31 protein-coding genes are annotated in these 23,853 nt (G+C 43.7%); 12 read left to right on the forward strand and 19 right to left on the reverse strand.

Features of this window, described 5'->3' with window-relative positions; genetic code table 11:
• The 8 genes from H9Q77_RS08210 (at window position 1) to H9Q77_RS08245 (ending at window position 6,574) form a co-directional block, all read left to right on the forward strand.
• Window positions 1-2,403 carry an alpha-galactosidase gene (locus H9Q77_RS08210; RefSeq protein ID WP_249327110.1) on the forward strand — a complete coding sequence of 801 codons (2,403 nt, stop codon included), beginning with the start codon at window positions 1-3 and terminating at the stop codon, window positions 2,401-2,403.
• Window positions 2,404-2,854: 451 nt separating this feature from the next.
• Window positions 2,855-3,040 carry a hypothetical protein gene (locus H9Q77_RS08215; protein ID WP_119623708.1) on the forward strand — a complete coding sequence of 62 codons (186 nt, stop codon included), beginning with the start codon at window positions 2,855-2,857 and terminating at the stop codon, window positions 3,038-3,040.
• Between the two features lie 66 nt (window positions 3,041-3,106).
• Window positions 3,107-3,547 (forward strand): hypothetical protein, encoded by a 441-nt coding sequence (locus H9Q77_RS08220; protein ID WP_154313860.1) that lies wholly within the window; start codon window positions 3,107-3,109, stop codon window positions 3,545-3,547.
• 255 nt (window positions 3,548-3,802) lie between these two features.
• Entirely contained in the window at window positions 3,803-4,240 is a 438-nt protein-coding gene (locus tag H9Q77_RS08225; protein ID WP_249325119.1) for a radical SAM mobile pair system MarR family transcriptional regulator, read from the forward strand.
• Complete coding sequence (locus H9Q77_RS08230; RefSeq protein ID WP_249325120.1) at window positions 4,237-4,926, forward strand: radical SAM mobile pair protein A; 690 nt, start codon at window positions 4,237-4,239, stop codon at window positions 4,924-4,926. Before H9Q77_RS08225 ends, H9Q77_RS08230 begins: the two co-directional genes overlap by 4 nt.
• Window positions 4,914-5,822, forward strand: coding sequence for a radical SAM mobile pair protein B (locus H9Q77_RS08235; protein ID WP_249325121.1), 909 nt, complete (start codon window positions 4,914-4,916; stop codon window positions 5,820-5,822). The genes H9Q77_RS08230 and H9Q77_RS08235 overlap by 13 nt, the downstream gene beginning before the upstream one ends.
• Window positions 5,823-5,867: 45 nt before the next feature.
• The gene (locus H9Q77_RS08240; RefSeq protein WP_118264936.1) at window positions 5,868-6,353 is read left to right on the forward strand and encodes a GNAT family N-acetyltransferase; all 486 of its coding nucleotides are present in this window, start codon (window positions 5,868-5,870) and stop codon (window positions 6,351-6,353) included.
• 77 nt (window positions 6,354-6,430) lie between these two features.
• A complete protein-coding gene (locus H9Q77_RS08245; RefSeq protein WP_178675753.1) occupies window positions 6,431-6,574 on the forward strand; it encodes a hypothetical protein in 144 nt (47 codons plus the stop codon).
• A 140-nt stretch (window positions 6,575-6,714) separates the two neighbouring features.
• Here the strand turns inward: H9Q77_RS08245 and dtd are convergent, their stop codons facing one another.
• Window positions 6,715-7,164: a D-aminoacyl-tRNA deacylase gene (gene dtd / locus H9Q77_RS08250; protein WP_249325122.1), complete on the reverse strand. Its 450-nt coding sequence runs from the start codon at window positions 7,162-7,164 to the stop codon at window positions 6,715-6,717.
• 4 nt (window positions 7,165-7,168) lie between these two features.
• Window positions 7,169-8,509 (reverse strand): AI-2E family transporter, encoded by a 1,341-nt coding sequence (locus tag H9Q77_RS08255; protein ID WP_249325124.1) that lies wholly within the window; start codon window positions 8,507-8,509, stop codon window positions 7,169-7,171.
• A 143-nt stretch (window positions 8,510-8,652) separates the two neighbouring features.
• On the opposite strand from H9Q77_RS08255, the gene H9Q77_RS08260 reads away from it, so the two are divergent.
• Window positions 8,653-9,384, forward strand: a complete 732-nt coding sequence (locus H9Q77_RS08260) for a tRNA 2-thiocytidine biosynthesis TtcA family protein (RefSeq protein ID WP_249325125.1) — start codon at window positions 8,653-8,655, stop codon at window positions 9,382-9,384.
• Window positions 9,380-10,459, forward strand: a complete 1,080-nt coding sequence (locus tag H9Q77_RS08265; protein WP_118692037.1) for a tyrosine-type recombinase/integrase — start codon at window positions 9,380-9,382, stop codon at window positions 10,457-10,459. The genes H9Q77_RS08260 and H9Q77_RS08265 overlap by 5 nt, the downstream gene beginning before the upstream one ends.
• A gap of 43 nt (window positions 10,460-10,502) precedes the next feature.
• On the opposite strand, the gene H9Q77_RS08270 is transcribed toward H9Q77_RS08265, so the two are convergent.
• Window positions 10,503-10,898 carry a LysM peptidoglycan-binding domain-containing protein gene (locus H9Q77_RS08270; RefSeq protein WP_118691896.1) on the reverse strand — a complete coding sequence of 132 codons (396 nt, stop codon included), beginning with the start codon at window positions 10,896-10,898 and terminating at the stop codon, window positions 10,503-10,505.
• A 196-nt stretch (window positions 10,899-11,094) separates the two neighbouring features.
• On the opposite strand from H9Q77_RS08270, the gene lexA reads away from it, so the two are divergent.
• On the forward strand, window positions 11,095-11,712 hold the full coding sequence (gene lexA, locus H9Q77_RS08275) for a transcriptional repressor LexA (RefSeq protein ID WP_022153059.1): 618 nt from the start codon (window positions 11,095-11,097) through the stop codon (window positions 11,710-11,712).
• A gap of 54 nt (window positions 11,713-11,766) precedes the next feature.
• On the opposite strand, the gene H9Q77_RS08280 is transcribed toward lexA, so the two are convergent.
• From H9Q77_RS08280 to H9Q77_RS08305, 6 genes are all read right to left on the reverse strand, one after another.
• Window positions 11,767-12,393: a cytidylate kinase-like family protein gene (locus tag H9Q77_RS08280; protein ID WP_249325127.1), complete on the reverse strand. Its 627-nt coding sequence runs from the start codon at window positions 12,391-12,393 to the stop codon at window positions 11,767-11,769.
• A gap of 59 nt (window positions 12,394-12,452) precedes the next feature.
• Window positions 12,453-13,163, reverse strand: a complete 711-nt coding sequence (locus tag H9Q77_RS08285) for an ABC transporter ATP-binding protein (protein WP_118550394.1) — start codon at window positions 13,161-13,163, stop codon at window positions 12,453-12,455.
• A gap of 14 nt (window positions 13,164-13,177) precedes the next feature.
• Window positions 13,178-13,936 carry an ABC transporter ATP-binding protein gene (locus H9Q77_RS08290; RefSeq protein WP_118550343.1) on the reverse strand — a complete coding sequence of 253 codons (759 nt, stop codon included), beginning with the start codon at window positions 13,934-13,936 and terminating at the stop codon, window positions 13,178-13,180.
• Between the two features lie 2 nt (window positions 13,937-13,938).
• Window positions 13,939-15,021, reverse strand: coding sequence for a branched-chain amino acid ABC transporter permease (locus tag H9Q77_RS08295; protein WP_118691899.1), 1,083 nt, complete (start codon window positions 15,019-15,021; stop codon window positions 13,939-13,941).
• Between the two features lie 21 nt (window positions 15,022-15,042).
• Window positions 15,043-15,927 (reverse strand): branched-chain amino acid ABC transporter permease, encoded by an 885-nt coding sequence (locus tag H9Q77_RS08300; protein ID WP_022153054.1) that lies wholly within the window; start codon window positions 15,925-15,927, stop codon window positions 15,043-15,045.
• 163 nt (window positions 15,928-16,090) lie between these two features.
• Window positions 16,091-17,308, reverse strand: a complete 1,218-nt coding sequence (locus tag H9Q77_RS08305; RefSeq protein WP_249325128.1) for an ABC transporter substrate-binding protein — start codon at window positions 17,306-17,308, stop codon at window positions 16,091-16,093.
• Window positions 17,309-17,591: 283 nt separating this feature from the next.
• On the opposite strand from H9Q77_RS08305, the gene H9Q77_RS08310 reads away from it, so the two are divergent.
• The gene (locus tag H9Q77_RS08310; RefSeq protein ID WP_249325130.1) at window positions 17,592-17,801 is read left to right on the forward strand and encodes a DUF378 domain-containing protein; all 210 of its coding nucleotides are present in this window, start codon (window positions 17,592-17,594) and stop codon (window positions 17,799-17,801) included.
• On the opposite strand, the gene rsfS is transcribed toward H9Q77_RS08310, so the two are convergent.
• From rsfS to sdaAA, 10 genes are all read right to left on the reverse strand, one after another.
• Complete coding sequence (gene rsfS, locus H9Q77_RS08315; protein ID WP_154495894.1) at window positions 17,798-18,151, reverse strand: ribosome silencing factor; 354 nt, start codon at window positions 18,149-18,151, stop codon at window positions 17,798-17,800. The genes H9Q77_RS08310 and rsfS overlap by 4 nt on opposite strands.
• An 18-nt stretch (window positions 18,152-18,169) precedes the next feature.
• The gene (yqeK, locus tag H9Q77_RS08320; protein ID WP_118550340.1) at window positions 18,170-18,751 is read right to left on the reverse strand and encodes a bis(5'-nucleosyl)-tetraphosphatase (symmetrical) YqeK; all 582 of its coding nucleotides are present in this window, start codon (window positions 18,749-18,751) and stop codon (window positions 18,170-18,172) included.
• On the reverse strand, window positions 18,744-19,358 hold the full coding sequence (nadD, locus tag H9Q77_RS08325; RefSeq protein WP_249325132.1) for a nicotinate-nucleotide adenylyltransferase: 615 nt from the start codon (window positions 19,356-19,358) through the stop codon (window positions 18,744-18,746). The genes yqeK and nadD overlap by 8 nt, the downstream gene beginning before the upstream one ends.
• Window positions 19,359-19,398: 40 nt before the next feature.
• Entirely contained in the window at window positions 19,399-19,689 is a 291-nt protein-coding gene (yhbY, locus tag H9Q77_RS08330; protein WP_022153048.1) for a ribosome assembly RNA-binding protein YhbY, read from the reverse strand.
• A gap of 31 nt (window positions 19,690-19,720) precedes the next feature.
• On the reverse strand, window positions 19,721-21,013 hold the full coding sequence (gene obgE, locus H9Q77_RS08335) for a GTPase ObgE (RefSeq protein WP_022153047.1): 1,293 nt from the start codon (window positions 21,011-21,013) through the stop codon (window positions 19,721-19,723).
• Between the two features lie 83 nt (window positions 21,014-21,096).
• The gene (gene rpmA, locus H9Q77_RS08340) at window positions 21,097-21,381 is read right to left on the reverse strand and encodes a 50S ribosomal protein L27 (protein WP_022153046.1); all 285 of its coding nucleotides are present in this window, start codon (window positions 21,379-21,381) and stop codon (window positions 21,097-21,099) included.
• Window positions 21,382-21,384: 3 nt separating this feature from the next.
• Window positions 21,385-21,729 (reverse strand): ribosomal-processing cysteine protease Prp, encoded by a 345-nt coding sequence (locus tag H9Q77_RS08345; RefSeq protein ID WP_118546922.1) that lies wholly within the window; start codon window positions 21,727-21,729, stop codon window positions 21,385-21,387.
• A gap of 5 nt (window positions 21,730-21,734) precedes the next feature.
• Window positions 21,735-22,040 carry a 50S ribosomal protein L21 gene (gene rplU, locus H9Q77_RS08350; RefSeq protein ID WP_249325133.1) on the reverse strand — a complete coding sequence of 102 codons (306 nt, stop codon included), beginning with the start codon at window positions 22,038-22,040 and terminating at the stop codon, window positions 21,735-21,737.
• 170 nt (window positions 22,041-22,210) lie between these two features.
• On the reverse strand, window positions 22,211-22,855 hold the full coding sequence (locus H9Q77_RS08355; RefSeq protein WP_022153043.1) for a cytidylate kinase-like family protein: 645 nt from the start codon (window positions 22,853-22,855) through the stop codon (window positions 22,211-22,213).
• Between the two features lie 107 nt (window positions 22,856-22,962).
• Window positions 22,963-23,853: an L-serine ammonia-lyase, iron-sulfur-dependent, subunit alpha gene (sdaAA, locus tag H9Q77_RS08360; RefSeq protein ID WP_249325135.1), complete on the reverse strand. Its 891-nt coding sequence runs from the start codon at window positions 23,851-23,853 to the stop codon at window positions 22,963-22,965.

Raw genomic sequence — 23,853 nt, forward strand, 5'->3', positions numbered from 1 at the left:
ATGATTCAGATTGTAAAAGATTCCGATACAAGACCATGGTTCTTTTTACAGACAGCCCACACAACTTACGGAATGAGGGTCATGGAGACCGGACATTTAGAACATCTGTATTACGGGGAGCGGATCACTGTGGATTCACAGGATCCTTCCTCCTGTGCGCCCCTTGTCATACAGAGAGCTTTCGCTCCGGGAAACACCTGTACCTACGACAGGGAACATCCGCAGATCTCCATGGAAGATGTCTGCTTGGAGGTTGGTACGTTGGGAAAGGGAGATATCAGAGAACCTTTTCTGGAAGTCAGATTTGCCGACGGAAGTGTCACCTCTGACTTTACTTTTGATTCCTATGAAATTATTACTTTAAAGGAAAGAGAGCAGTGCCTGCAGGATTCCGGACTTCCTCACAGCTATTCGGAAGTGGGAACTGATTCCGCGGAATGCCTTCAGATTGTTTTGCAGGATGTTACGAATCATTTGGAGTTGCAGCTGTTTTATACCGTATTCGAAGAATGTGATGTCATTACCAGAAGCGCACGGTTGATCAATCATAGTGACGCATCTGTCACCTTGAATCGATGCCTCAGCGCACAATTAGATCTGACAGAGGATTATTCCATGATCACTCATTTCAGTGGTGCCTGGGCAAGAGAAATGCACAGAGAACAGATTTCCTTACGTTCCGGCAAATTTGTAAATGCTTCTTATACAGGAACCTCTTCGAACCGCTCGAATCCTTTTATGATCCTGGGACATAAGAACACCTGTGAGACTTTTGGCTCCTGTATCGGCTGCAATCTGATCTACAGTGGAAATCATTATGAAGCCCTTGAGAAAGACTCTTATGGGAAGCTACGCTTTGTAAGTGGGATCAATCCACAAAGTTTTTCCCGGGAGCTGACTCCGGAAGCGCACTTTGATACACCGGAGGCTGTTTTAAGTTATTCTTCGAAGGGGTATGGAAGACTCAGCCGACAGTTACATTCCTTTATCAGAGAGCATATTGTCCGAGGAGTGTGGAAGAGAAGACCTCGTCCGGTTCTGTTAAACAGCTGGGAAGCCTGTTATTTTAAGATTGATGAGAGAAAGCTGTTGCAGCTGGCAAAAGCGGGAGCAGATGTCGGCATCGAACTGTTCGTCATGGATGACGGGTGGTTTTCCGGGCGAAATGATGACACCTCCTCCCTGGGAGACTGGGAACCGGATCCGAAGAAGCTGCCCGGAGGAATTGCTTCCCTCAGTAAAAAAATCAAAGCCCTGGGGGTGGATTTCGGTCTCTGGGTAGAGCCGGAGATGATCAGTGAAAACAGCCGTCTCTATCAAGAGCATCCCGACTGGGCAATGATGATTCCGGAACATCCCCACTCTGAGGGGCGCAATCAGCGCCTTTTGGATCTGTGCAATCCCGAAGTACAGCAATATGTAATAGATTCCATGACGAAGGTATTTTCCTCCGGAGACATCCGTTATGTGAAGTGGGATATGAACCGTAATTTCAGTGATATTTATTCCCCTTATCTGCCTGCTGCGAAACAGGGAGAGACGGCACATCGTTATGTGCTGGGGCTTTATCACATTATGAATGAGCTGACCACACGTTTCCCTGAAATTTTGTTTGAAGGCTGCAGTTCAGGTGGAAATCGTTTTGATCTGGGAATATTAAGTTATTTCCCGCAGATCTGGGCGAGCGATAATACTGACGCACTGTGCCGTACCGGGATTCAGAACAGTTACAGCTATGGATATCCCTTATCGGTATTTACAGCACATGTGTCATCTTGTCCAAATCATCAGACCTTAAGGATCACGCCCCTTGAGACCCGTTTTCAGGTGGCTTCCTTCGGTGTCTTAGGATATGAATGTAATTTAAAGGATCTGTCCGGAAGTGATCTCAACGCAATCCGGGAGCAGATTGCACTTTATAAAAAATGGCGGGATGTTTTCCAGTTTGGATCCTTTTATCGTGGAGCAGAAAACGAAGCTTCCGACTCGGAAACCTTATCCTGGACCTGCGTGTCCCCGGATGGCAGAAGAGCAGTGGGGCTGTTCTTCCGGCGCCTGACAGTTCCGAACCAATCCCATGACTGGTATCGCCCGGTGGGGTTACTTCCGGATGTGAAATATCATTTCTACGGTAGGAATATCAAATACAATCTGAAAGACTTCGGAGACCTTGTGAACACCGTTTCTCCGATTCATATCAAGCAGGGATCTGCATTGCAGGAGATTCTTTCGCGATTTGTAAATATGGATGGGGAAAAAGAAGACCTGACTGCTTATGGAGATACCCTGATGCGTGCGGGAATTGCCCTGAAACCCGCTTTCGCCGGTACCGGATATAATTCCGACACCCGACTGTTCCCGGATTTTTCCTCCCGAATTTACTTTATGGAAGCAGTGGAATAAAATAATAATGCTTTTTTATGTACCGACCACTTTCGTTAGACCTGAAAACTAACGAGGGCGGTCGGTATTGTAATAATCAGAGAGAGATGATATTGTATATTATATAGATAGCTTAACAAATCGAAGTTTGTAAGGAACAGAAACTTTGAATTGTCAGACTGAAAAGAAACATTTAATATTGGAGGTGATATTCTTGAAGCGAGCAATTATTGGCGGGTTTATTTCGCTAATCGGAAGCATTTGGACATTGGCTGTTATTATATCTGCAAACAATTATCCTATCGACGGGTGGTCAACTCCACCTGGAAAACTTTTGATGCAGATAACAGAATCAAACCTTACCGTGTGATTTGGTGTTTCTATTGCAATGGTGGTTTTAGGGATTGTTTTAATGGCAATTGAGTATTTTAAGAAAGATAACTAAATTAGAATTTGATAAAGGAGTGATTGTATGAAAAAGATAGTATGTATAGTAATTTTGATTTTAGCAATTACAGGGTTATTGAATGGTATTAGTTATTTGATTTCAGGTATTAGTGCAAGAGGAATAGGTGGTGTAAATTATGGGAGGGTTATCTTTCCACTATTAGTTGGAGCTATTGCTGTTTATTTTTTAAAAAAGGAGAAGAAAAAATAGAAAAATTCCAGTTTATTGGGAAGGCGCAGAGAACGAAAAATCGAAATTTGTGGAGGTAAAGAGTGTATGAAAAAGGAACTGCGTATTCTGGTTATTTTAATTGCTGTGTTATTGGTAGGAACAGTAGGTTACTATTTCATGCCAAAGAAATTCGGTAAGAATGTAAATCCTTCTGAGGTAGACCATATAAATGTGTTCGATGGAAATACAGGAACTGGTTTTACTATCACTGATTCAGAAGATATCGAATATATAGTGGCGAATATTCAAGGTATTTCAATGAAAAGAGATGGCATTTCACTTGGAAGAATGGGATACAGTTTTAAAATTAGTTATATAAACAGCAACGATAAAGATATCATACCTGTATTTATTCTCAATAGTGATAATACAATTTGTAAAGATCCATTTTTCTATAGATGTGATGGAGGATTATGCTTTGATTACTTAAAAGCATGTGAAGAGAAATATAGAACTAATGTAACAGAATCTATAGAAGAAAAATAACTTATTGCTGATAAATGTTTTGATGGGGCGATGGTTTTTACATTGATAATAATGGTAATTATTTTATTGGTTTTGACACCTGTAGGAATTGTTGTAGATAAAAAGATTGAAGCTTATTTTGAAAATAAAAGAGAACCTTAAATTCTAGTTTGGAGAATTGAAAAAATGGAATTTACCTATTAGGACATATAAACTGTTGACAATAAAGCTCCTATATAGTATGTTTTTGGTAAACTACTATATAGGAGCTTTTGTATGGAAATGAATGGAGGATTTCTTGTCACCAAAATAAAACAGCTTGGAGACCGGATTTTCGAGAAGATTCTCAGTGAAAAGAATATTGATGCGTTTAATGGAGCCCAGGGGCGTATTCTTTATGTGCTGTGGCAGGAGGATGGTATCTCAATCAGGTCACTCTCGACTAAATGCGGATTAGCGATAACATCTCTTACTACGATGCTGGAAAGAATGGAAAATCAAGGGCTGATAAGCCGTGTTCAGTCTGAAACGGATAAAAGGAAAACACTCCTGTTTCTGACTGAGAAAGCATATGCCTTAAAGGGTGAGTACGATTCTGTATCTGATGAGATGGGCAGTATTTACTACAAAGATTTTTCAGAGGAAGAAATTACCTGGTTTGAGGAATGCCTCGACCGCATCAGAAAGAATCTTGAGGAGTGGCAGAAGTCATGAGTATTTGTATCAAAGATCAGATTCAGAACATGAATATTGTCATCGGCTGCACAGTGGGGTGTACATATTGCTATGCCCGCAACAACGTGAAACGCTGGCATATGATTGATGACTTCGCTAACCCTGAATTCTTTCCGGGTAAGCTCAAGATGATGGAAAAGAAACGTCCGCAGAACTTTCTTCTTACCGGGATGAGCGATCTCTCCGGATGGAAGCCGGAATGGAGAGACGAGGTACTTGCAAAGATCCGTGAAAATCCGCAGCATCAGTTCCTGTTCCTTACCAAGCGACCTGATTTGCTGGATTTTGATACCGATCTGGAAAACGCATGGTTTGGCGTTACGGTGACGAGGAAAGCAGAACTGTGGCGTATCGACGCCCTTCGGAAAAACGTCAGAGCAAAACATTACCATGTTACCTTTGAGCCGTTATTCGACGATCCCGGCACAGTTGACCTTTCCGGAATCAATTGGATCGTTGTCGGCACCATGACCGGAGCTCAGAACAGGAAGATTCATACGGAGCCGGAATGGGCATGGTCTCTGGCGGACCAGGCACATAAGCTCGGCATTCCGGTGTTTATGAAGGAAGACCTTGTCCCTATCATAGGGGATGAAAATATGATTCAGGAAATGCCGGAAGAATTTAATAAAGTGTTAGAGGTACAGAAATCATGGAAGAAGTAATAAATGGAATCCTCATTCGTGAGGTGGAAACAAAGAACATCATGACTAAGTCTAGTCTGCCGGTAGGCGGTTACTCGGTCAATCCCTATGTGGGCTGTACACATGCCTGCAAGTATTGCTATGCTTCTTTTATGAAGCGCTTTACCGGGCACAAGGAGGAATGGGGCACTTTCCTTGATGTGAAGCATTGGCCGGAAATTAAAAATCCGAAGAAATATGCCGGACAGCGGGTGGTCATCGGTTCTGTGACAGATGGCTACAATCCACAGGAGGAGCAATTCGGGAATACCAGAAAACTTCTGGAGCAGCTGATCGGCAGTGACGCAGATATTCTGATCTGCACAAAGTCTGATCTTGTGGTACGGGATATTGATCTGCTGAAAAAGCTTGGACGAGTGACCGTTTCATGGTCGATCAACACACTGGATGAAAATTTCAAGAACGATATGGACTCTGCTTCAAGCATTGAGCGTCGTATCGCTGCTATGAAGCAGGTATATGAAGCAGGGATCCGTACAGTCTGTTTCGTATCCCCGGTATTTCCCGGTATCACGGACTTTGAAGCGATCTTTGAGCGGGTAAAGGATCAGTGCGATCTGTTCTGGCTCGAAAATCTCAATCTTCGAGGCGGTTTCAAAAAGACAATTATGGATTATATCGCCGGAAAATATCCTGATCTTATACCACTTTACGACGAGATCTATAACAAGCATAACCGTAGCTACTTTGAAGCACTTGAAGTAAAAGCTGAGAAAATGGCTAAAAAGTATGATTGTGCCTTTGTGGATAATGAAATGCCTTATGGCAGAGTCCCGCAGGGGCATCCGGTGATCGTAGATTATTTCTATCATGAGGAAATCCGTGGGACAGAGAATACCGGAAAAAGAAATCGCTAAATTCCAGTTTTTGAAACTGAGAAATCGGGATTTGTGGAGGATGATATGGATATTGAATTTAGAAAGTTTACTGATTACAATAGGGGTATTATGTACGAAATTCTTAAAGACGCATATTCATTTGATGAAAGATGCGCTATTTGTTGGGACGAAAATTGGAAACAATCGGATGCATTTTTCTTTGATAATCCAGATATTGCTGACAAATATGGATTTATAACTTGTTATAAAGGCGAACCTATAGGATTCATATGTTGGGACCCGAGAAACAGACCTGAATATGTAGAAATAGGACATAATGGTATAAAAACAAAATATAAAGGAAAAGGATTTGGGAAAGCTCAGTTAAGTGAGGCTGTTCGACGAATAAAAGAATATGAAGGATTAAAGGAGATACGAGTGTGGACAAATAGTAATCTAATAGCACCGAAAAATTACGAAAGTGTAGGATTTGTTTTATATGATAAAAAAGAAAATAATGATGAGGCAGCTTTTTCGGGAGATTACTTATATTATAAAATTCAGTTGTAGGAATACTAAGGAAGTGTGAGTTAACTTCAAGTTTGGAGAATTGAGAAAATCGATACTTGTAGATGGAGGTAATCAAAATGAAGGAATATCAATATTTGATTGGAAAGATTATTGTCGCAATGGCAATTATAGTTGCCGCAATCATTATAGCGCAGGCTATTGGTGGAGCTGGAGAAAGTATCCGTAGTGGCTTGTTTCAATTAGGGGATGCTCTTCGATAAATTCAAGTTTGTCGAGGAGTTGCCAGGTCAGGTGTCAAATAGATGAGGATGCAGAACCAACTATGCGCAAAAGACAAGTTTAACGAATAGTTCTATAAAAAAAGACTCTGCAACGATTCTTAAAGCTTGTTTTGGCTGTTTTAGCAGATTTCCGTGGAATCCAGCAATATGGTGAATGGGCCGTCATTTAGCAGGGACACTTTCATATCAGCTCCAAAGATTCCTTTTTCTACTTTGGGAATGTCTTCACGGCATTTACTTATGATATATTCGTACAGTTCATTCGCCATATCCGGTTTACCGGCGTTGATAAAGGACGGACGATTTCCTTTTTTGCAATCTGCGTACAGTGTAAATTGTGATACCAGCAACAATTCACCGCCCACAGCATGCAGATCCAGATTGGTCTTGCCCTGGGCATCTTCAAAGATCCGCAGACCAAGAAGCTTTTTAATCATTTTATCGGCAATTTCCCTGGTGTCTGTCTCAGCCACACCGATCAGCACCAGAAAGCCTTTGCCGATGCTGCCGGTTACCTCACCGTCTACCTTTACCTCTGCATGCTGTACCCGCTGTATTACAAATCGCATCTGTCTACTTCTCTCCTACGTTTTTCTCTTCTTGATCTTTTTTATTCTGTTCGAAATCAACTTGATCTTTGATCTCATGATCCCTTTGCAGCCTGGAATCCAGCTGATGGAATCCTTCCTCATCAATATTCTTCAGATATGAGTACTTTACAGTCTCTACCGGCAGATCCTTTTTCCGAAGGAAGGTATTGACTACTGCCTTAATCGCCGCATAAATTACCGCAAAAATGGGCACACCGACGATCATACCAAGGATTCCAAATAATCCTCCGAATACCGTGATCGCAAAAATAACCCAAAATCCCGTAAGTCCTGTGGAATTGCCAAGGATCTTAGGGCCTAAGAAATTCCCGTCAAACTGCTGTAATACCAGAATAAACAGTACAAAATAAACACAGTTTAGCGGATGCATCGGGTCGACCACCAGGATCAGAATAGCACTGGGAATCGCTCCAAGATAAGGACCGAAGAAAGGAATAATATTCGTTACACCTACGATTACACTGACCAGAGCTGCATAAGGAGTCTGAAGTAAGGTGGTTCCGATAAAGCAGAGACATCCGATAATAAAGGAATCTACGATTTTACCACCAATGAATCCGATAAAAGTATTGTGAGTAAAACGAAAACTTTTGATCAGTCGGTTGGCGGACTTCTGTTCAAAGAAAGCATATGCCATTTTCTTTGCCTGTCCGGCAAACTTTTCCTTGCTTGCCAGAACATAAATAGAAATAACAAATCCTATAATAAAATCCCACAGACCTTTCAGAATATTTATCACACTTAAGGATACTGTCATGATCACCTGACTGGTCTTGGTCAATACTGTATCATTTAACCAATTCTCCAGCTCTACGGAATATTTATCAATCAGAAAAGTAATCTGACTGCCCAATTCCGGATTATCATCCATGATCTTACTGATCCATTTTGTAAAATTGCTGATATAGGTATCAAAATTAGATGCAATGTTTACAATACTGGGAACAATCTGAGAAAGCATCATGGCAACCAGACTGTAGATCAGGGCAATAAACAAAAATGCGGTGATCAGAATGCCGATTCCACGGACAATGGAATTGCGCTTCTTATTTTCCTTCACCTTCAGCTTCCGGCACAAAGGGAATAACAGCTTTGTCTCTATATAATTCAATACCGGAGTCAACAGATATGCCGTCACCAGACCATATAACACGGGCATAAGAATTCCTGTGATCGTATGGAATCCTGCTTTGATACTGTTTCCATGGAATAACAGATAATAGAAACAGATACTGGCTGCAATGGTCAAAAATGCGGTCAGCCCCCAGCGAAAATACTTATTGTTTTTTAAGTCGTATTTCATTCAACTACACCTTTCTTCATAAAATCTTATCCCTTTTAATATACTATGGTTTTGCACTCACCACAAGAAGAAATCTGTCGTTTTTGTTGAAAAAGAATTCCCGGCAGTATAAAATAGATACCAGTAAAAGAATGGAGTTAACAATGACATTACAAAAAGTATTGAGCCGTGTCAGACAGGCTGTGGATGATTATCATATGATCGAAGAAGGTGACCGGATCGCCGTGGGAATCTCCGGCGGCAAGGATAGTCTTACTCTCCTGCTGGCTTTAAATGAACTCAGCAAATTTTATCCGAAGCATTTTACGCTTATTGCAGTAACAGTCGATCTTGGATTTCTCAATCTGAATTTGGATGAAATCCGTACTCTTTGTGCTGACAGAAACATCCCTTATACTATAGTGGATACTTCTATTGCCCAAATCGTATTTGAAGATCGTAAGGAAGACAATCCCTGTTCCCTATGTGCCAAAATGCGAAAAGGTGCTCTGAACGATGCCATCAAGGCGGCTGGATGTAACAAGATTGCATACGCACACCATGAAGATGACGTGGTGGAGACTATGATGCTGTCCCTCTTCTATGAGGGTCGTCTGCATACATTCTCTCCGGTAACTCATCTGGATAAAACAGACTTGACCGTGATAAGACCTCTGATCTACATGAGGGAATCGGAAGTCATCGGCTTTGTGCACAAATATCAGATTCCTGTCGTAAAAAGTCCCTGTCCCGCCGACGGACATACCAGGCGAGAATATGTCAAAGAACTGCTTGGGAAGCTTAACAGAGAGAATCCAGGTGTCAAGGATCGTATATTTACGGCAATTCAAAAAGGAAATATGGAAGGATGGACCGATTACTTTGGCAGTCATTAAAGAAGAAAATTACCACGATGAACAAAATAAGAACAATATTCTGAAGCTTCGTAAGGTACTGGATACGCTTCCACCGTTCTGCAGGGATTTCTTTCGTGGGATTGAACCCTATACATCCACCAGAACCAGGCTTGCCTACGCTTATGACATTCGTCTCTTTTTTGAATTTCTTCATGAGACGAACAGCTTTTGTAAAAAAAGAGAGATTACCGAGCTGCCTTTGTCCGTTCTGGATATGGTACAACGGACGGATATCGAAGAATATCTGGACTATATGAGCCTGTATCAGAAGGACGGAAAAGATATCACCAACGAGGAACGCGGCAAGGCAAGAAAACTTGCCGCTCTTCGGAGTTTCTATAATTACTATTTTCAGAGTGAACGCATTGAGAAAAATACCGCGGCACTGGTTCCTCTGCCGAAACGCCACGAAAAAGAGATCATCCGGTTAGAGCCCAACGAAGTGGCGATTCTGCTGGATCAGGTGGAGGACGGCACCAAGCTGACCAAAAAGGAACTGGAATATCATAAGAAAACCAAGCTCCGCGATGTGGCACTTCTGACCCTTTTATTGGGAACCGGTATTCGTGTATCGGAATGTGTGGGACTGGATATTAACGATGTGGATTTCGATAACGGTGGCATCAAGATCCGGAGAAAAGGTGGGTATGAGGCAATCGTCTACTTCGGAGATGAAGTAGAAACCGCTCTGCTCGACTATCTGGAACAGCGGGAACATATCATCGCCGCGGAGGGACATGAAAATGCATTGTTTTTGTCCTTACAGAATCGTCGTATGGCAGTCCGTTCCGTAGAGAATCTGGTAAAAAAATACGCTTCCCGCGTTACCACCCTGAAGAAAATCACGCCCCACAAACTACGCAGTACATACGGTACCGAACTATATAAAGAGACCGGCGATATCTATCTGGTAGCGGATGTTCTGGGACATAAGGATGTCAATACCACAAGAAAACACTACGCAGCGTTGGAAGAACAACGCCGTAAGCAGGCAGCTAATGCCTTTCACCTGCGGGAACACTCTGACAGACATTCGGAGCATCCGGACAACTAATAACCGTGTGAAAAATAAGCTATCATGCTTTTTTTCACACTAATTACTTCACAAAATCATAGGAATAATAGGGTACGATCAGTGTCTGTCCGGCACGGATGCTATCCTCTTCCGTCAGATGATTGATACTCTGTACTTCTGCAATATATTCTTTCTTATTCTTATATTCATCATAATCGATGTAATCATCGGACAGATCCCACAAGGTCTCTCCGTAGGCAACGGTTACCTGTGTATAATATTTGAACTTCAGCTGATCTTCCCCAGAGCTTGCCAGGGAACGGATTCCGTGATAGGACACTGCACAGAATGCAATCACACAGATGGTAGCAAGCATGGTAACTATTCTGCGCTGCAGCTGACGTCTCCGTCTCAGCTGTCTCTTATATATTCTTAACTCTCTGTCTGTCATATAGTATACACTCTTCTGTACTCTCATAACGCATTTCACCTCATATAAGAAAACGTGTTCGGGAACATTTGTTCTTTATGTTTGTATTATATCGAACATGTATTCTGATGTCAAGTCAAAAATCGAACATATTTTTGGAATATATGTTTGCTTTTTAATTTTTGCTATGCTATAATCATTATATAAATTAACAACAAGAACCAGCATTTATCGGAGGTCATTTATGGGTTATGGAAAGATCACTGCCAAGCAGCAGGAAATATTAGATTATATCAAGGATGAAATTTTGAAGAGAGGTTATCCCCCTACCGTCCGTGAAATCTGTGAGACGGTGAATCTAAAGTCTACTTCTTCCGTGCATTCTCATTTAGAGACTCTGGAGAAGAACGGCTACATCCGCAGAGACCCGACCAAGCCCCGTGCCATTGAGATCTGTGATGACAGTTTCCAGATGGTACGTACCGAGATGGTAAGCCTCCCTGTCATCGGCAATGTTGCTGCCGGACAGCCGATCCTCGCTGAGGAGAATATTCAGGACTACTTCCCCGTTCCCGCCGATGTAGTTCCCAAGGGAGAATCCTTCATTCTGAATGTTCGTGGAGAATCCATGATCAATGCCGGTATTTTTAACGGCGACCGTGTCTTCGTACATGCTCAGAACACAGCACATAACGGCGAGATTGTCGTAGCTTTGATTGATGATTCCGCTACGGTCAAGACATTCTACAAGGAGAAGGGACATATCCGTCTCCAGCCGGAGAACGACACCATGGATCCCATCATCGTCGATGACTGCCAGATCCTTGGCACTGTGTTCGGTGTATTCCGCTTTTACAGATAGCAAAACAGCCTGCAGCGTGATTTGCTGCAGGCTGTTTTTAACTATATTTTACATTTAGTTCTCTGGGAATCTTACCTTCATATAAGAAATGATCTCATCTACGCATCTCTCATATCCCAGCTTAGAGCTGTCCAGACACAGATCGTAATTTCTTGCATCTGTCCATTCCCGTCCGGTATGATACTTATAGTACTCCGCACGGTGCTTATCCGTCTTGTTGATAAAGCGCTCCAATTCCTTCGGGCTCATGCTATGCTTCTTCGCTGCGCCTTCCAGACAATATTCCTTCGGGGCATGAATAAATACGCTGAGGACATTTGGGTAATCCTTCAACACATAATCCGCACAACGACCGATAATGACGCAGGATTCCTCCTTTGCCAGGTCACGGATGATCTTCGCCTGATAGTTAAACAGGTTATTTGTAGATGTGAAATCATCGCTTTCCGGAGGGATCAGTTCTCCGTGATATTCTTTTCTGGCAATATGGAACAGACTGGTGTTTTTCACTTTTTCGTCCGCATTCACGAACAGAGCCTCATTGATTCCGCTGTCATCGCTGGCAAGCTTCATCAGCTCTTTGTCATAATAATGGACATTCAGCTTCTTTGCCAGCATCTCGCCAATGGTTCTTCCTCCGCTTCCATACTGTCTTGCAATGGTAATAACTACATTATTCATCCCAATCACCATACCTTTCTGTCTCTGCTGCTTCCACCCGCAGCGACTTACATCAAGGGTTATTCACCCAGATATGCTTTCTTAATGGAATCATTATTCAGAAGGTCACTTGCTTTGCCCTCCAGAACGATCTTACCGGTCTCTAATACATACGCTCTGTCTGCGATGGACAATGCCTTCTTCGCATTCTGCTCTACTAACAGAACCGTAGTACCGCTCTTGCTTACCTCCTGGATAATATCAAAGATCTCATTTACGAAGATCGGAGACAATCCCATGGACGGTTCATCCATTAAAATGATCTTGGGATGAGACATCAAGGCTCTGCCCATTGCCAGCATCTGCTGTTCGCCACCGCTTAAGGTTCCTGCCATCTGGTTCTGACGTTCTTTTAAACGGGGAAAACGATCAAATACTGTCTCTAAGGTCTGAGCGATCTCTTCTTTATCTTTTCTAGTGTAAGCACCCATCATCAGATTCTGTAATACGGAAAGCTGTGCAAATACTCGTCTTCCCTCCGGTACATGCGCCATACCCATGGATACGATCTTGTGCCCGGGGATCTTAACCAGATCCTGACCTTCAAAAGTAATGGAACCTTCCTTCGGTGTCAACAGTCCGGATACGGTGTGCAGAATCGTCGTCTTACCGGCACCGTTGGCGCCGATCAGTGCAATGACCTCACCCTCATTTACATGGAAGGACACACCCTTTATGGCCTGTATCATGCCGTAATATACTTTGATATCATTTACTTCTAACATTGCCATAGCCATCTATCCTCCTATTCGCCCAGATAAGCCTTGATGACTTCCGGATTGTTCAGCACATCACTGGTCTTACCCTGACACAGCACACGGCCGAAATTCAACACCGTAAGTTCCTCACAGATTCCGCTTACCAGTTTCATGTCATGCTCGATCAGAAGGATCGTCATATCAAAATGCTCTCTGACAAAACGAATGGTATCCATCAGTTCCTGCGTCTCGTTGGGATTCATGCCTGCAGCAGGCTCATCTAACAGAAGAAGCTTCGGTTTGGTAGCCAGTGCTCTGGCAATCTCTAACTTTCTCTGTTTACCGTAGGGAAGATTATCAGCCAGTGTATCTGCTTCCGCTTCCAGTCCGAATACTTTCAGAAGTTCCATGGCTTCCTCCGTCATCTGCTTTTCTACTTTATAATATTTGGGCAGACGTAAAATTCCGGTAATGGTACTGTAACCCATGTGGTTGTGTAGTCCTACTTTTACATTATCGATTACGGACAGATCCTTGAAAAGCCGGATATTCTGGAAGGTTCTTGCGATACCTGCCTGATTGATGTCGATGGTCTTTTTGCCGGTGATATCCTTGCCATCCAGGGTAATAATTCCCTCTGTGGGTTTATATACGCCGGTCAGCAGATTAAATACGGTGGTTTTTCCGGCACCATTGGGACCGATCAGTCCATACAGTTCACCTTTTTCAATACTGATATTAAAATCATCTACCGCACGAAGTCCGCCAAAAGAAATGCCTAATTTTTTCGCCTCTAATAATGCCATGATTATTCAGCCTCCTTTTTCACAGACTTCTTACTCTTAAATCCGGCTGCTACTTTCTCTCTCCATTCAATACACTTCGGAGCCCAGTTAAACAGCATCATAACGATCAGTACGATGGAATAGATCAACATACGATAATCGTTCAGTCCACGTAAAAGTTCCGGCAATAACGTCAGAATTACAGAAGCAATAATGGAACCGCGGATGTTACCGATACCGCCCAGTACAACGAACACCAAAATCATAATAGACATATTGTATCCGAAGTTCTTAGGCAGTGCTGTCAGGGTAGACAGATTGTGTGCATACAATACTCCTGCCACGCCTGCAAGAGCTGCGGAGATAGAGAAAGCCATCAGCTTATATTTGGTAATATGAATTCCCACGGATTCCGCTGCAATGGTATTATCACGAATAGCCATGATCGCACGACCGTCTCTGGAATGGATCAGGTTCAATACAATGAACAGTGTAACCAGTAATAATACAATACCAATGGTAAAATTGGAGTCATGAGGGGTTCCGGTGATACCCTGCGCACCTTTAATAATGACCTGCCCATCCTCTGCCATATTCAGATCCATAGTGTTGGTAAAGGAAATGTGGAAACCATTCTCATCCAGTCCCACAAACAGAATATTGACCAGATTCTTAATGATCTCGCCAAATGCCAGCGTTACGATGGCAAGATAGTCACCCTTCAGGCGAAGTACGGGAATGCCGATCAGCAGGCCGAAAATACCCGCAAATGCTGCGCCGATCAATAACGCGACGAAAAAGCGAAGCCCGGAAGGCATTGCGGTATTTTCCATGACTTTGGAGAAAAAGGCACTGGTAAAGGCACCGATACACATAAATCCGGCATGACCGAGGCTCAACTCTCCCAGGATGCCTACCGTAAGGTTCAGAGATACCGCCAGAATCGCATAAGTACACAGAGGAACCAATAAGCCCTGAAGCAGACTGCTTACCACTCCTGCAGATACAAGGATCTGCATGATCACATAGGCTGCGATCACCATTCCGTAAGTAATAAGGTTATCACGGAAGGTTTTATTCATTTTCTTATTTGATAATTTCTTCATATTATACACCTGCCTCTTCCCTTATACTTTTTCCTGAATATTTTTGCCAAACAGTCCGGCAGGTCTTACCAAAAGTACAACAATCAATACTGCAAATACAATGGCGTCTGCCATCTGGGAAGATATGTAGGCTTTGCCGAAGATTTCAATAATACCGAGCAGGATACCGCCGACCAAGGCGCCGGGGATGGAGCCGATACCACCGAATACAGCAGCTACGAAAGCTTTGATACCCGGCATGGAACCGGTATAAGGTGTCAGGGAAGGATATGCGGAACATAGCAGCACGCCTGCCACTGCAGCCAGACCGGATCCGATTGCAAAGGTAAGTGCAATGGTTCCGTCCACATTAATTCCCATCAGCTGTGCTGCTCCCTTATCCTCGGATACTGCCAGCATAGCCTGACCTGCTTTCGTCTTATTAATAAATAGCATCAGACCGGCCATAATGATCAGACAGGAAACAATCGTTACGATCGTCTCACCAGTAATATTGATCTGTCCGTCTGCCAGCTTCAGCGCCGGAACAGATACTACAGAGGTAAATGCCTTCGCATTGGCACCAAAGATCAAAAGTGCCACATTCTGCAGCAGATAGCTGACACCAATGGCAGTGATCAGTACCGCCAAAGGGGAGGTTGCCTTTCTCAAAGGCTTGTAGGCTACCTTTTCAATAGCCATTCCAAGCAGAGTACAAGCAACAACAGCTGCCAGAACACCAATCACAGGAGAAAGCCCCATGGTACTGCACATTGTATAAGTAATAAATGCACCGACCATAATAACATCACCATGTGCGAAATTCAGCATTTTAGCAATACCATATACCATGGTATAACCTAATGCGATCAGCGCATAGACACTTCCAAGGCTGATACCGTTGATCAGATAACTGATAAAACTCATGTGAACTACCTCCATTCATGCGAATGCACAAATTATCATCTAAAATAAAGTATAACAGAACATACCGGGAAAAACAACTGCTCCCCTATTATTGCAAAGTATTTGACATTAAGTAAAGAGGGCTACCCTGCGGTAACCCTCTTTGGAAACTTTGTCAGCAAAATTACATAGCCTTGTAAGCACCATTCTCGATCACAACAGCCTTAGGAGCCTTGTTAGCCTCACCGTCTGCGGTCCAGGTCATGCCGCTACCGGTCAGACCATCTACAGTGATCTCTGTCATGGCAGCCTTCATAGCATCACAAATATCAGAAACACTCATATCAGGAGTAACACCGCTCTTCTCGATAGCAGCCTTGATCACATAGATAGCATCATAGCTGTCTGCTGCGAACTGGTTGGGAGTATCACCGTATTTTTCCTTATACTTAGTTACGAAAGACTGGGTCAGATCATCGGTTGCATCAGCTGCGAAAGGAGTTAACAGCATAACGCCTTCGGTCAGAGATACATCAAAGTTATCTACACCACCGAGAATACCATCCATACCGTCACATGAGAACCACTTGGGAGCATAACCCATAGCAGCTGCCTGTGTCAGGATAAGTGCGGATTCCTGATAATAAATGGGAAGGAATACCATGTCTGCTCCGGCATCCTTTGCCTTCTGTAATTGTACGGAGAAATCCGTCTTGTTATCAGCGGTAAAAGCTTCTGCTGCTACGATTTCAAACGGCTGATTCTCAGCTTCTTTTGCAAACTTCTCGTAAATACCGGAAGAATATACATCGGAGCTGTCATAAATAACGGCAATCTTCTCAGCCAGACCGTTCTCACCAATATACTGTGCGGATGCAAGACCCTGGTTAGGATCGGAGAAGCATACGCGGAAGTTGTTATCATACTGAACACATTCTACTGCAGAACCGGAAGGAGTAATCTGGAACATATTGTCTTCTTTGGTCTTGTCGGTAACTGCAATACATGCACCACTGGTGGTAGAACCATCAATGATCTGAGCGCCCCAGTCCTTTAATGCATTATAAGCATTTACGGATTTCTCAGCATCTGCCTCGTCATCCTGGAACTTGAATTCAACCTGATAACCGTTGATACCGCCTGCTGCATTGATCTCTTCTACTGCAATCTCTGCACCGTGCTGTACAGCCAGTCCATAAACTGCTGCGCCACCGGTAGTAGGTCCGATACCACCGATCTTAAATACGCTGCCGGATGCTGCACTGTCGGATGCTGCTGCACTCTCAGTTGCTGCATTTGTACCGGTTGCTGCAGAACCATTGTCTGTATTACCACAGCCAGCCATAGTCATTACCATAGCAGATGCTACGGCAACACTTAAAAACTTGTTAAATTTCTTCATAATATCTTCCTCCTTTTTAACAATGTATACAAATATACAATGTATAATTGTTATTTTTGTATATTACTCGCTTCTATTTCCTTTGTCAATGGATTTTATTTTCTAATTTGATGTTTTTTGACATTAAAATAGATCAATCAAATCATATTTTAATATAAATATAGTATATTTTTTATTCCGGGGGAAAGACTATCTACGAAACAATCATTTAATAGAAACTTCAAAAAATGCCTGTATGGATTTTGCAACAGCAAATTTCATACAGACAGGATAAGGAGATTTTATGGGTAATAAATATTTGGACGGAACCGCTCTCACCATTGCCATAATCGGTGCCGTGAACTGGGGACTGATCGGACTTTTCCGCTTTGATCTTGTAGCCTTCCTGTTCGGTGACATGTCCTGGCTTTCCAGAATTGTATATGTGCTGGTGGGAATCAGCGGGCTCTATCTCGTCAGCTTCTTTCTCCATCTGGGAGACGACGAAGCTTAAAGTTCCTCTACGGGAATCTGTACGCCATCTCTCCAGATACGTTCCAGATCATAGAGCAGACGGTTTTCCTTGTCAAAGACATGTACGATCACGTCGCCAAAGTCTAACAGTACCCAGTTGGCTGTCTCATAGCCTTCGGTCTGTCTGGCAGGGAAACCGGCTCTTCCCATTTTCTCTTCCACATTATCGCATAATGCCTGAATCTGACTGGAATTATTACCACCGGCAATAATAAAATAATCTGCGATCACAGATACATTACTGATGTCTATTACTTTAATATCTTCTGCTTTTTTATCATCTAATGCTTCTACGGCAAGCTTTGCCATTTTTCTGGATTCTTCGCTCATGCTTACTCCTCACACTTTCTATTTTATTGATTCATTCTTCTTATAATAGTTATAGGTTTCTTCTGTCATGGGATCCATCTCACCGTCTCCCGATTTCAGGTATTCCAGCGTATCCTCTAAAATCTTCGTCACGGCAGCATCCAGATCCGTAAATGCCAGGTGGCGGATCTGGGTAAGGTTCGGTGCCTGCTTTCGACCCGGTTCAATATAATCTGCAGTAAAAATGATCTGCTCCAGAAGAGTCATGCCCGGACGCCCTGTAGTATGATACAAAATTGCACTTAAGATCTCAGGATCTTCGATTTTATATTCCTTTTTCGCCAGATAGCTTCCCACTCTGGCATGTAAAAGATAGGGATTGCGCTTTTCCACATCCGTCGCGGGAAGATGATACTTTTCGCAGGCAGACAAAAGTTTATCATTTTCCATGCATTTAGCACAATCATGAAGCAGACCTGCGATCTGTGCACGCTCCACATCTTCACCGTATCGCATGGCAAGGGCCGCTGCCGTGTATTCCACACCTAATGTATGGGTAAAACGCTTGGGATCCTGTACTTTTTGCATCTCTTTGGTCAGTTTTTTTAAGATATCACTCATCCAGGTAAAGCCCCTTTTCTTCCATATATTCCCTCACTGCTTCCGGCACAAGATAGCGCACGGAAAGACCTTCGGATCTTCTTGCACGGATTTCCGAAGAAGATATCTCAATTCTTCGAAAAGAGAGCAACTGTATCTTCGCAGAAAAATGTTCCTCCAACTGACTGATCTTCTCCTGCATTCCCTTCATATCCGCATCTCCCCGTACCGCAGCTATAATCTCACAGGCAGCAAACAGGCGGTCTGCGCATTTCCAGTGTTCCATCGTAAATAGACAGTCAGCTCCGCAGATGAAATAAAAAAGATGTTCCGGATATTCTCTGTGCAGCTGCTCCATGGTCTCATAGCTGTAAGAGTCTCCGGGACGTTTTATCTCAATGTCCAGGCAGCGGAATCTGTCGTTATCTGCGATAGCACGCTGTACCATGTCATAACGTTCTGTCCCGGGCAGAATTGTAATGCCCTCTTTTGTCTTCAGATAAGAACAACCTGTCGGTATCATCCAAACCTGATCTAAGTGTGTCGACTCCAACGCCTGTTCAGCCAGCATCAGGTGTCCTATGTGGATTGGGTTAAAGGTGCCACCCATAATGCCTATTCTGCTCATGCTTCATCCCTCTGTACAGATTCCGATTGCAATATAACGGTTAACGGGGCAGTTCGATCTTCGGCTTGTCCTTGTCCGGCTTATACAGTACGATTTTTTTGCCGATGACCTGTACCACCTGGGAGTGGGTACGTTCTGCCACCATCTCTGCGATCGCTCTGGGGTCATCGAAACAATTCTTCAGCACGCCGATCTTGATCAGTTCGTTATTGTTGAAAGACTCACCAATGGCTGCGGTAAGTTCCGGAGTCAGGCTGGATTTTCCCACCTGGAAAATCGGATTCAGATTGCTTGCCAGACTCATCAAATAGGCTCTCTGTTTGCTTGTCATAATTTATTCCTTTCTCAAACGTTTCCGTGTTTTACTTATAGTAATCAAAGGACAGACCATACATACGGACCGTATCACCCTCCTGGATACCTAAGCTTTCCAATTCTTCCAGGATTCCGGCATCCTTCAGGAAATTCTGGAAGAAGGTAAATCCCTTCTCGCTGTCCAGATTCGTATAACCTAACATCTTCTCGATCTTAGGTCCTTCTACTACATACTCGTCCTCTTCCTCATCATAGGTTACGGTATAGGCATCGTCCACAGATCCTGTCATGCTATCCGGGAAGTACTCCTGTGCGAAGACCGTAGTCTCTTCTCCAATTCCCTGAAGCATTTCATTTACTTCATATAAAAGCTCCTTTACACCCTGACCGGTTACTGCAGACATAGGGAATACCTTTATCCCCTTCGGCTCAAACTCTGCACGGATCGCCTCCACGGGGTCGGAGCCGTCCTCGGTGTAAATAGCATCGATCTTATTCGCTGCAATGACCTGGGGGCGTGCAGCAATCTCCGGATTATAGGCTTCCAGTTCCTTATTGATGGCATAAATATCCTGAATGGGATCTCTGCCTTCCGTACCTGCCGCATCCACGATATGGATGATCACCTTGGTACGCTCAATATGGCGCAGGAACTCATGTCCCAGTCCCACACCTTCGGAAGCACCTTCGATCAGTCCGGGGATATCCGCAATAACGAAACCACCGGTTCCTTCCAGATCCACCACACCCAAATTTGGATTCAGAGTAGTGAAATGATAGTTGGCAATCTTGGGTCTGGCATTGGTTACTCTGGACAGAAAAGTGGACTTACCCACATTGGGGAATCCCACCAGTCCTACATCGGCGATGACCTTTAGCTCCAACAAAAGCTCCAGTTCCTGCGCTGCCTGTCCCGGCTGTGCATACTTCGGAGCCTGCATGGTGCTGGTGGCATAATGTTGGTTACCGTTGCCGCCCTTACCGCCTTTTAGAAGAACAACCCGTTTGTTGTCCCCCGACATATCCGTAATTACCTGCCCACTCTGTGCTTCTTTGATCACGGTTCCCGCGGGGACTTTGATAATAATATCTTCTCCGTCCTTACCACGGCAATTCTTTTTGCCGCCTTCTTCCCCGTCTCCGGCCTTGTACTTACGGATGTGCCGGAAATCGATCAGGGTATTCAGTCCCTCATCCACAACAAAGATCACGTCTCCGCCGTGACCACCGTCTCCACCGTCAGGGCCGCCACTGGGAACATATTTTTCGCGGCGAAAGGACACATGACCATCTCCGCCTTTACCGCTTCTTACGTAAATTTTAGCTCTGTCAGCAAACATTTTGTTCTCCTTTCCGACAAAATCCTTTACGGACTAAAAGGGCTTCAAACAATCAGTATGTTTGAAGCCCTGGTTAAATCAACTTATTTCTCTACAGGATATACGGAAGCCTGCTTCTTGTCTCTGCCCTTTCTCTCGAAACGGAGAACGCCATCAACTAAAGCAAACAGAGTATCATCTCCACCGATACCAACATTGACACCGGGATGGATCTTTGTACCGCGCTGTCTGTAAAGAATATTTCCAGCTTTTACAAACTGGCCATCAGCTCTCTTCGCACCTAATCTCTTGGATTCGGAGTCTCTACCGTTCTTGGTAGAACCAACTCCCTTTTTATGTGCAAAAAATTGAAGGTTAAAGTTAAACATGGTCTACACCTCCTCGATTTTTACTTGCAAATACTGTTCCCCATACTGTCTGCTGAGATTCTGTAGTGAGAACACCATGGAATCCATCAGAAATACGGATTTGTCCTGCAGAACATCCTGAAAATCACATTTGATAAAGCCCGTCTCCTCGTTCTGGGTCAGCTTGAGTTCTTCGCCCGCCAGTTGTGAAAGCGATCCGATGGTACTTTGCACCAGTACGGAAATCGCCGCACAGAGGATATCCGGTTCCGTACCAAATAATCTTTTCTTGGCATATCCTGCATGTCCCATGCAGTAGAATCCACGATAGATTCCCTCATGGTCCTTACGAATGATAATAGTTGTCATAACGATTACGCGTTAATCTTATCGATCTTAACCTGAGTGTATGCTTGTCTATGACCATTCTTCTTATGGTAACCGGTTTTTCTCTTGTACTTGTATACAATAACCTTCTTACCTCTACCCTGCTCCATAACAGTTGCGGTAACAGTTGCATTAGCAACGTCAGCACCAACCTTGAGGGTATTGTCACTTACTGCGATCACCTGGTCAAAAGTAACAGTATTACCAGCTTCTGCATCGATCTTCTCAACTTTGATCACATCACCCTCAGAAACTTTGTACTGCTTTCCACCTGTTGCAATAATTGCGTACATAATAAGGCACCTCCTATTATTTACTCGCTAACTTTGGTGGTGTAAGACCTTAAAATCCAACACACTTATACCTAGTTATGCGGCATACCGTAGTATAATAGCATGAGGTGCCCTGATTCGTCAAGATATAATTGTAATATTTTTTGAAAAAATTTCAAAATTTCAAATACTTACTTTTCCATAATGTCGGCGTTGTTTTTCTTCTCGAAATCTTCCACATACTGGATGATCAGTTTTACGGTTCCTTCGATTCCCAGAATGCTACTGTTGATACACAAATCGTAGCTGTCAGCTCTGCCCCATTTCTTGGAAGAATAATAGTTGTAATAACTCTGACGCTGCTTATCCTTCTTCGTGATCATTTCCTTTGCCTTGGCCTCTGTCAGATCATATCTGACCATGATACGCTTGGTCTTCACATCATCATCACCGAAGATGAACAGGTTAATGCAGTTCTTGTAATCTGCCAGTGCATAGTCTGCGCAACGGCCAACGATAACGCAGGGACCTTCATCAGCAATCTTCTTGATCGTGTCGAACTGTGCCAGGAACACCTTGTGGCTGATAGGCATATCTACAAAAGAGGATGCATTGTAGCCGAAAGAATAAGTATCCATAACCAGATTATACAGGAAGGAATTTGTTGGTCTCTCATCATGATTCTGAATCATTTCCTCACAGAAACCACTTTCCTGTGCTGCTCTGGTAAGGAGTTCCTTATCGTAGCATTTGATTCCGAAATACTCTGCAACCTTTTCCCCGATCTCACGGCCTGCAGAACCAAACTGACGTCCAATGGTAATAATAGTATTCATACACACACCCACTTTCTGCTGAACTTGATAACTAGCATTTTTTGTAGTTTTATTATACGTGATATTTAACAAAAAATCAACTAATTATCAGATTTTTTAGTCGCAATTCAACAATTTTTATGTGATGAGTGCATTTTTTCTGCTATTTTCATGCCTTCTTCCGTACGCGCCAATCCACCAAGCGCTGTTTCCCGCAGGGACGTATCCATTTTATCTCCCACTTCTTTCATGGCATCCATGACCTGATCCGGAGGAATACGGCTTGTAATTCCCGCCATAGCCATATCTGCACAAGACATAGCATTCACAGTGCCGATCACATTGCGCTTTACACAGGGGACCTCCACCAGTCCCGCCACCGGATCACATACCAGTCCCAACAGGTTTTTCATCGCCATGGCTGCCGCCGTGGCAATCTGTTCGCAATTACCGCCCTGCAGGTATGTCAGTGCTCCGGCCGCCATAGAACTGGCCGATCCGATTTCTGCCTGACATCCGCCCGCAGCTCCGCTGATGGAAGAACGGGTGGCTATGATCTGCCCGATTCCCGCCGCCACGTACATGGCTTTTAGGATTTTATCGGTATCTTTGCACCGCTTCTGAAAATAAGGCACCAACACCGCAGGCAATACTCCGCAGGCTCCCGCCGTAGGTGCCGCTACAATACGTTTCATGCAGGCATTGGATTCACCCATCTGCAAAGCTCCTGCAATGCAGGTGTCCACATACTCCCCACACAGTGACTCAGTCACGGCACTATGAATATATTCCTCCATTCGTCTGCCATCACCGCCCACAAGCCCGCTGGAAGAATTCAGATTTCCTTCGTAAGTGGCTGCCGCAAGTAACATGGCATCCCAGGTGACCCGCATGTGTTCCATGCTGTCCTCTTCGGATACATTCCGCTCCGCCATATCGTCCTCTAAGATCACCCTCCAGAATTCCTTTTCTTCTGTATGACATTTTTGCAATACCTGCTCAAACGACTGATAAGACAT

It is taken from the genome of Simiaoa sunii (genome assembly GCF_014337175.1).
GTDB lineage: Bacteria > Bacillota > Clostridia > Lachnospirales > Lachnospiraceae > Acetatifactor > Acetatifactor intestinalis.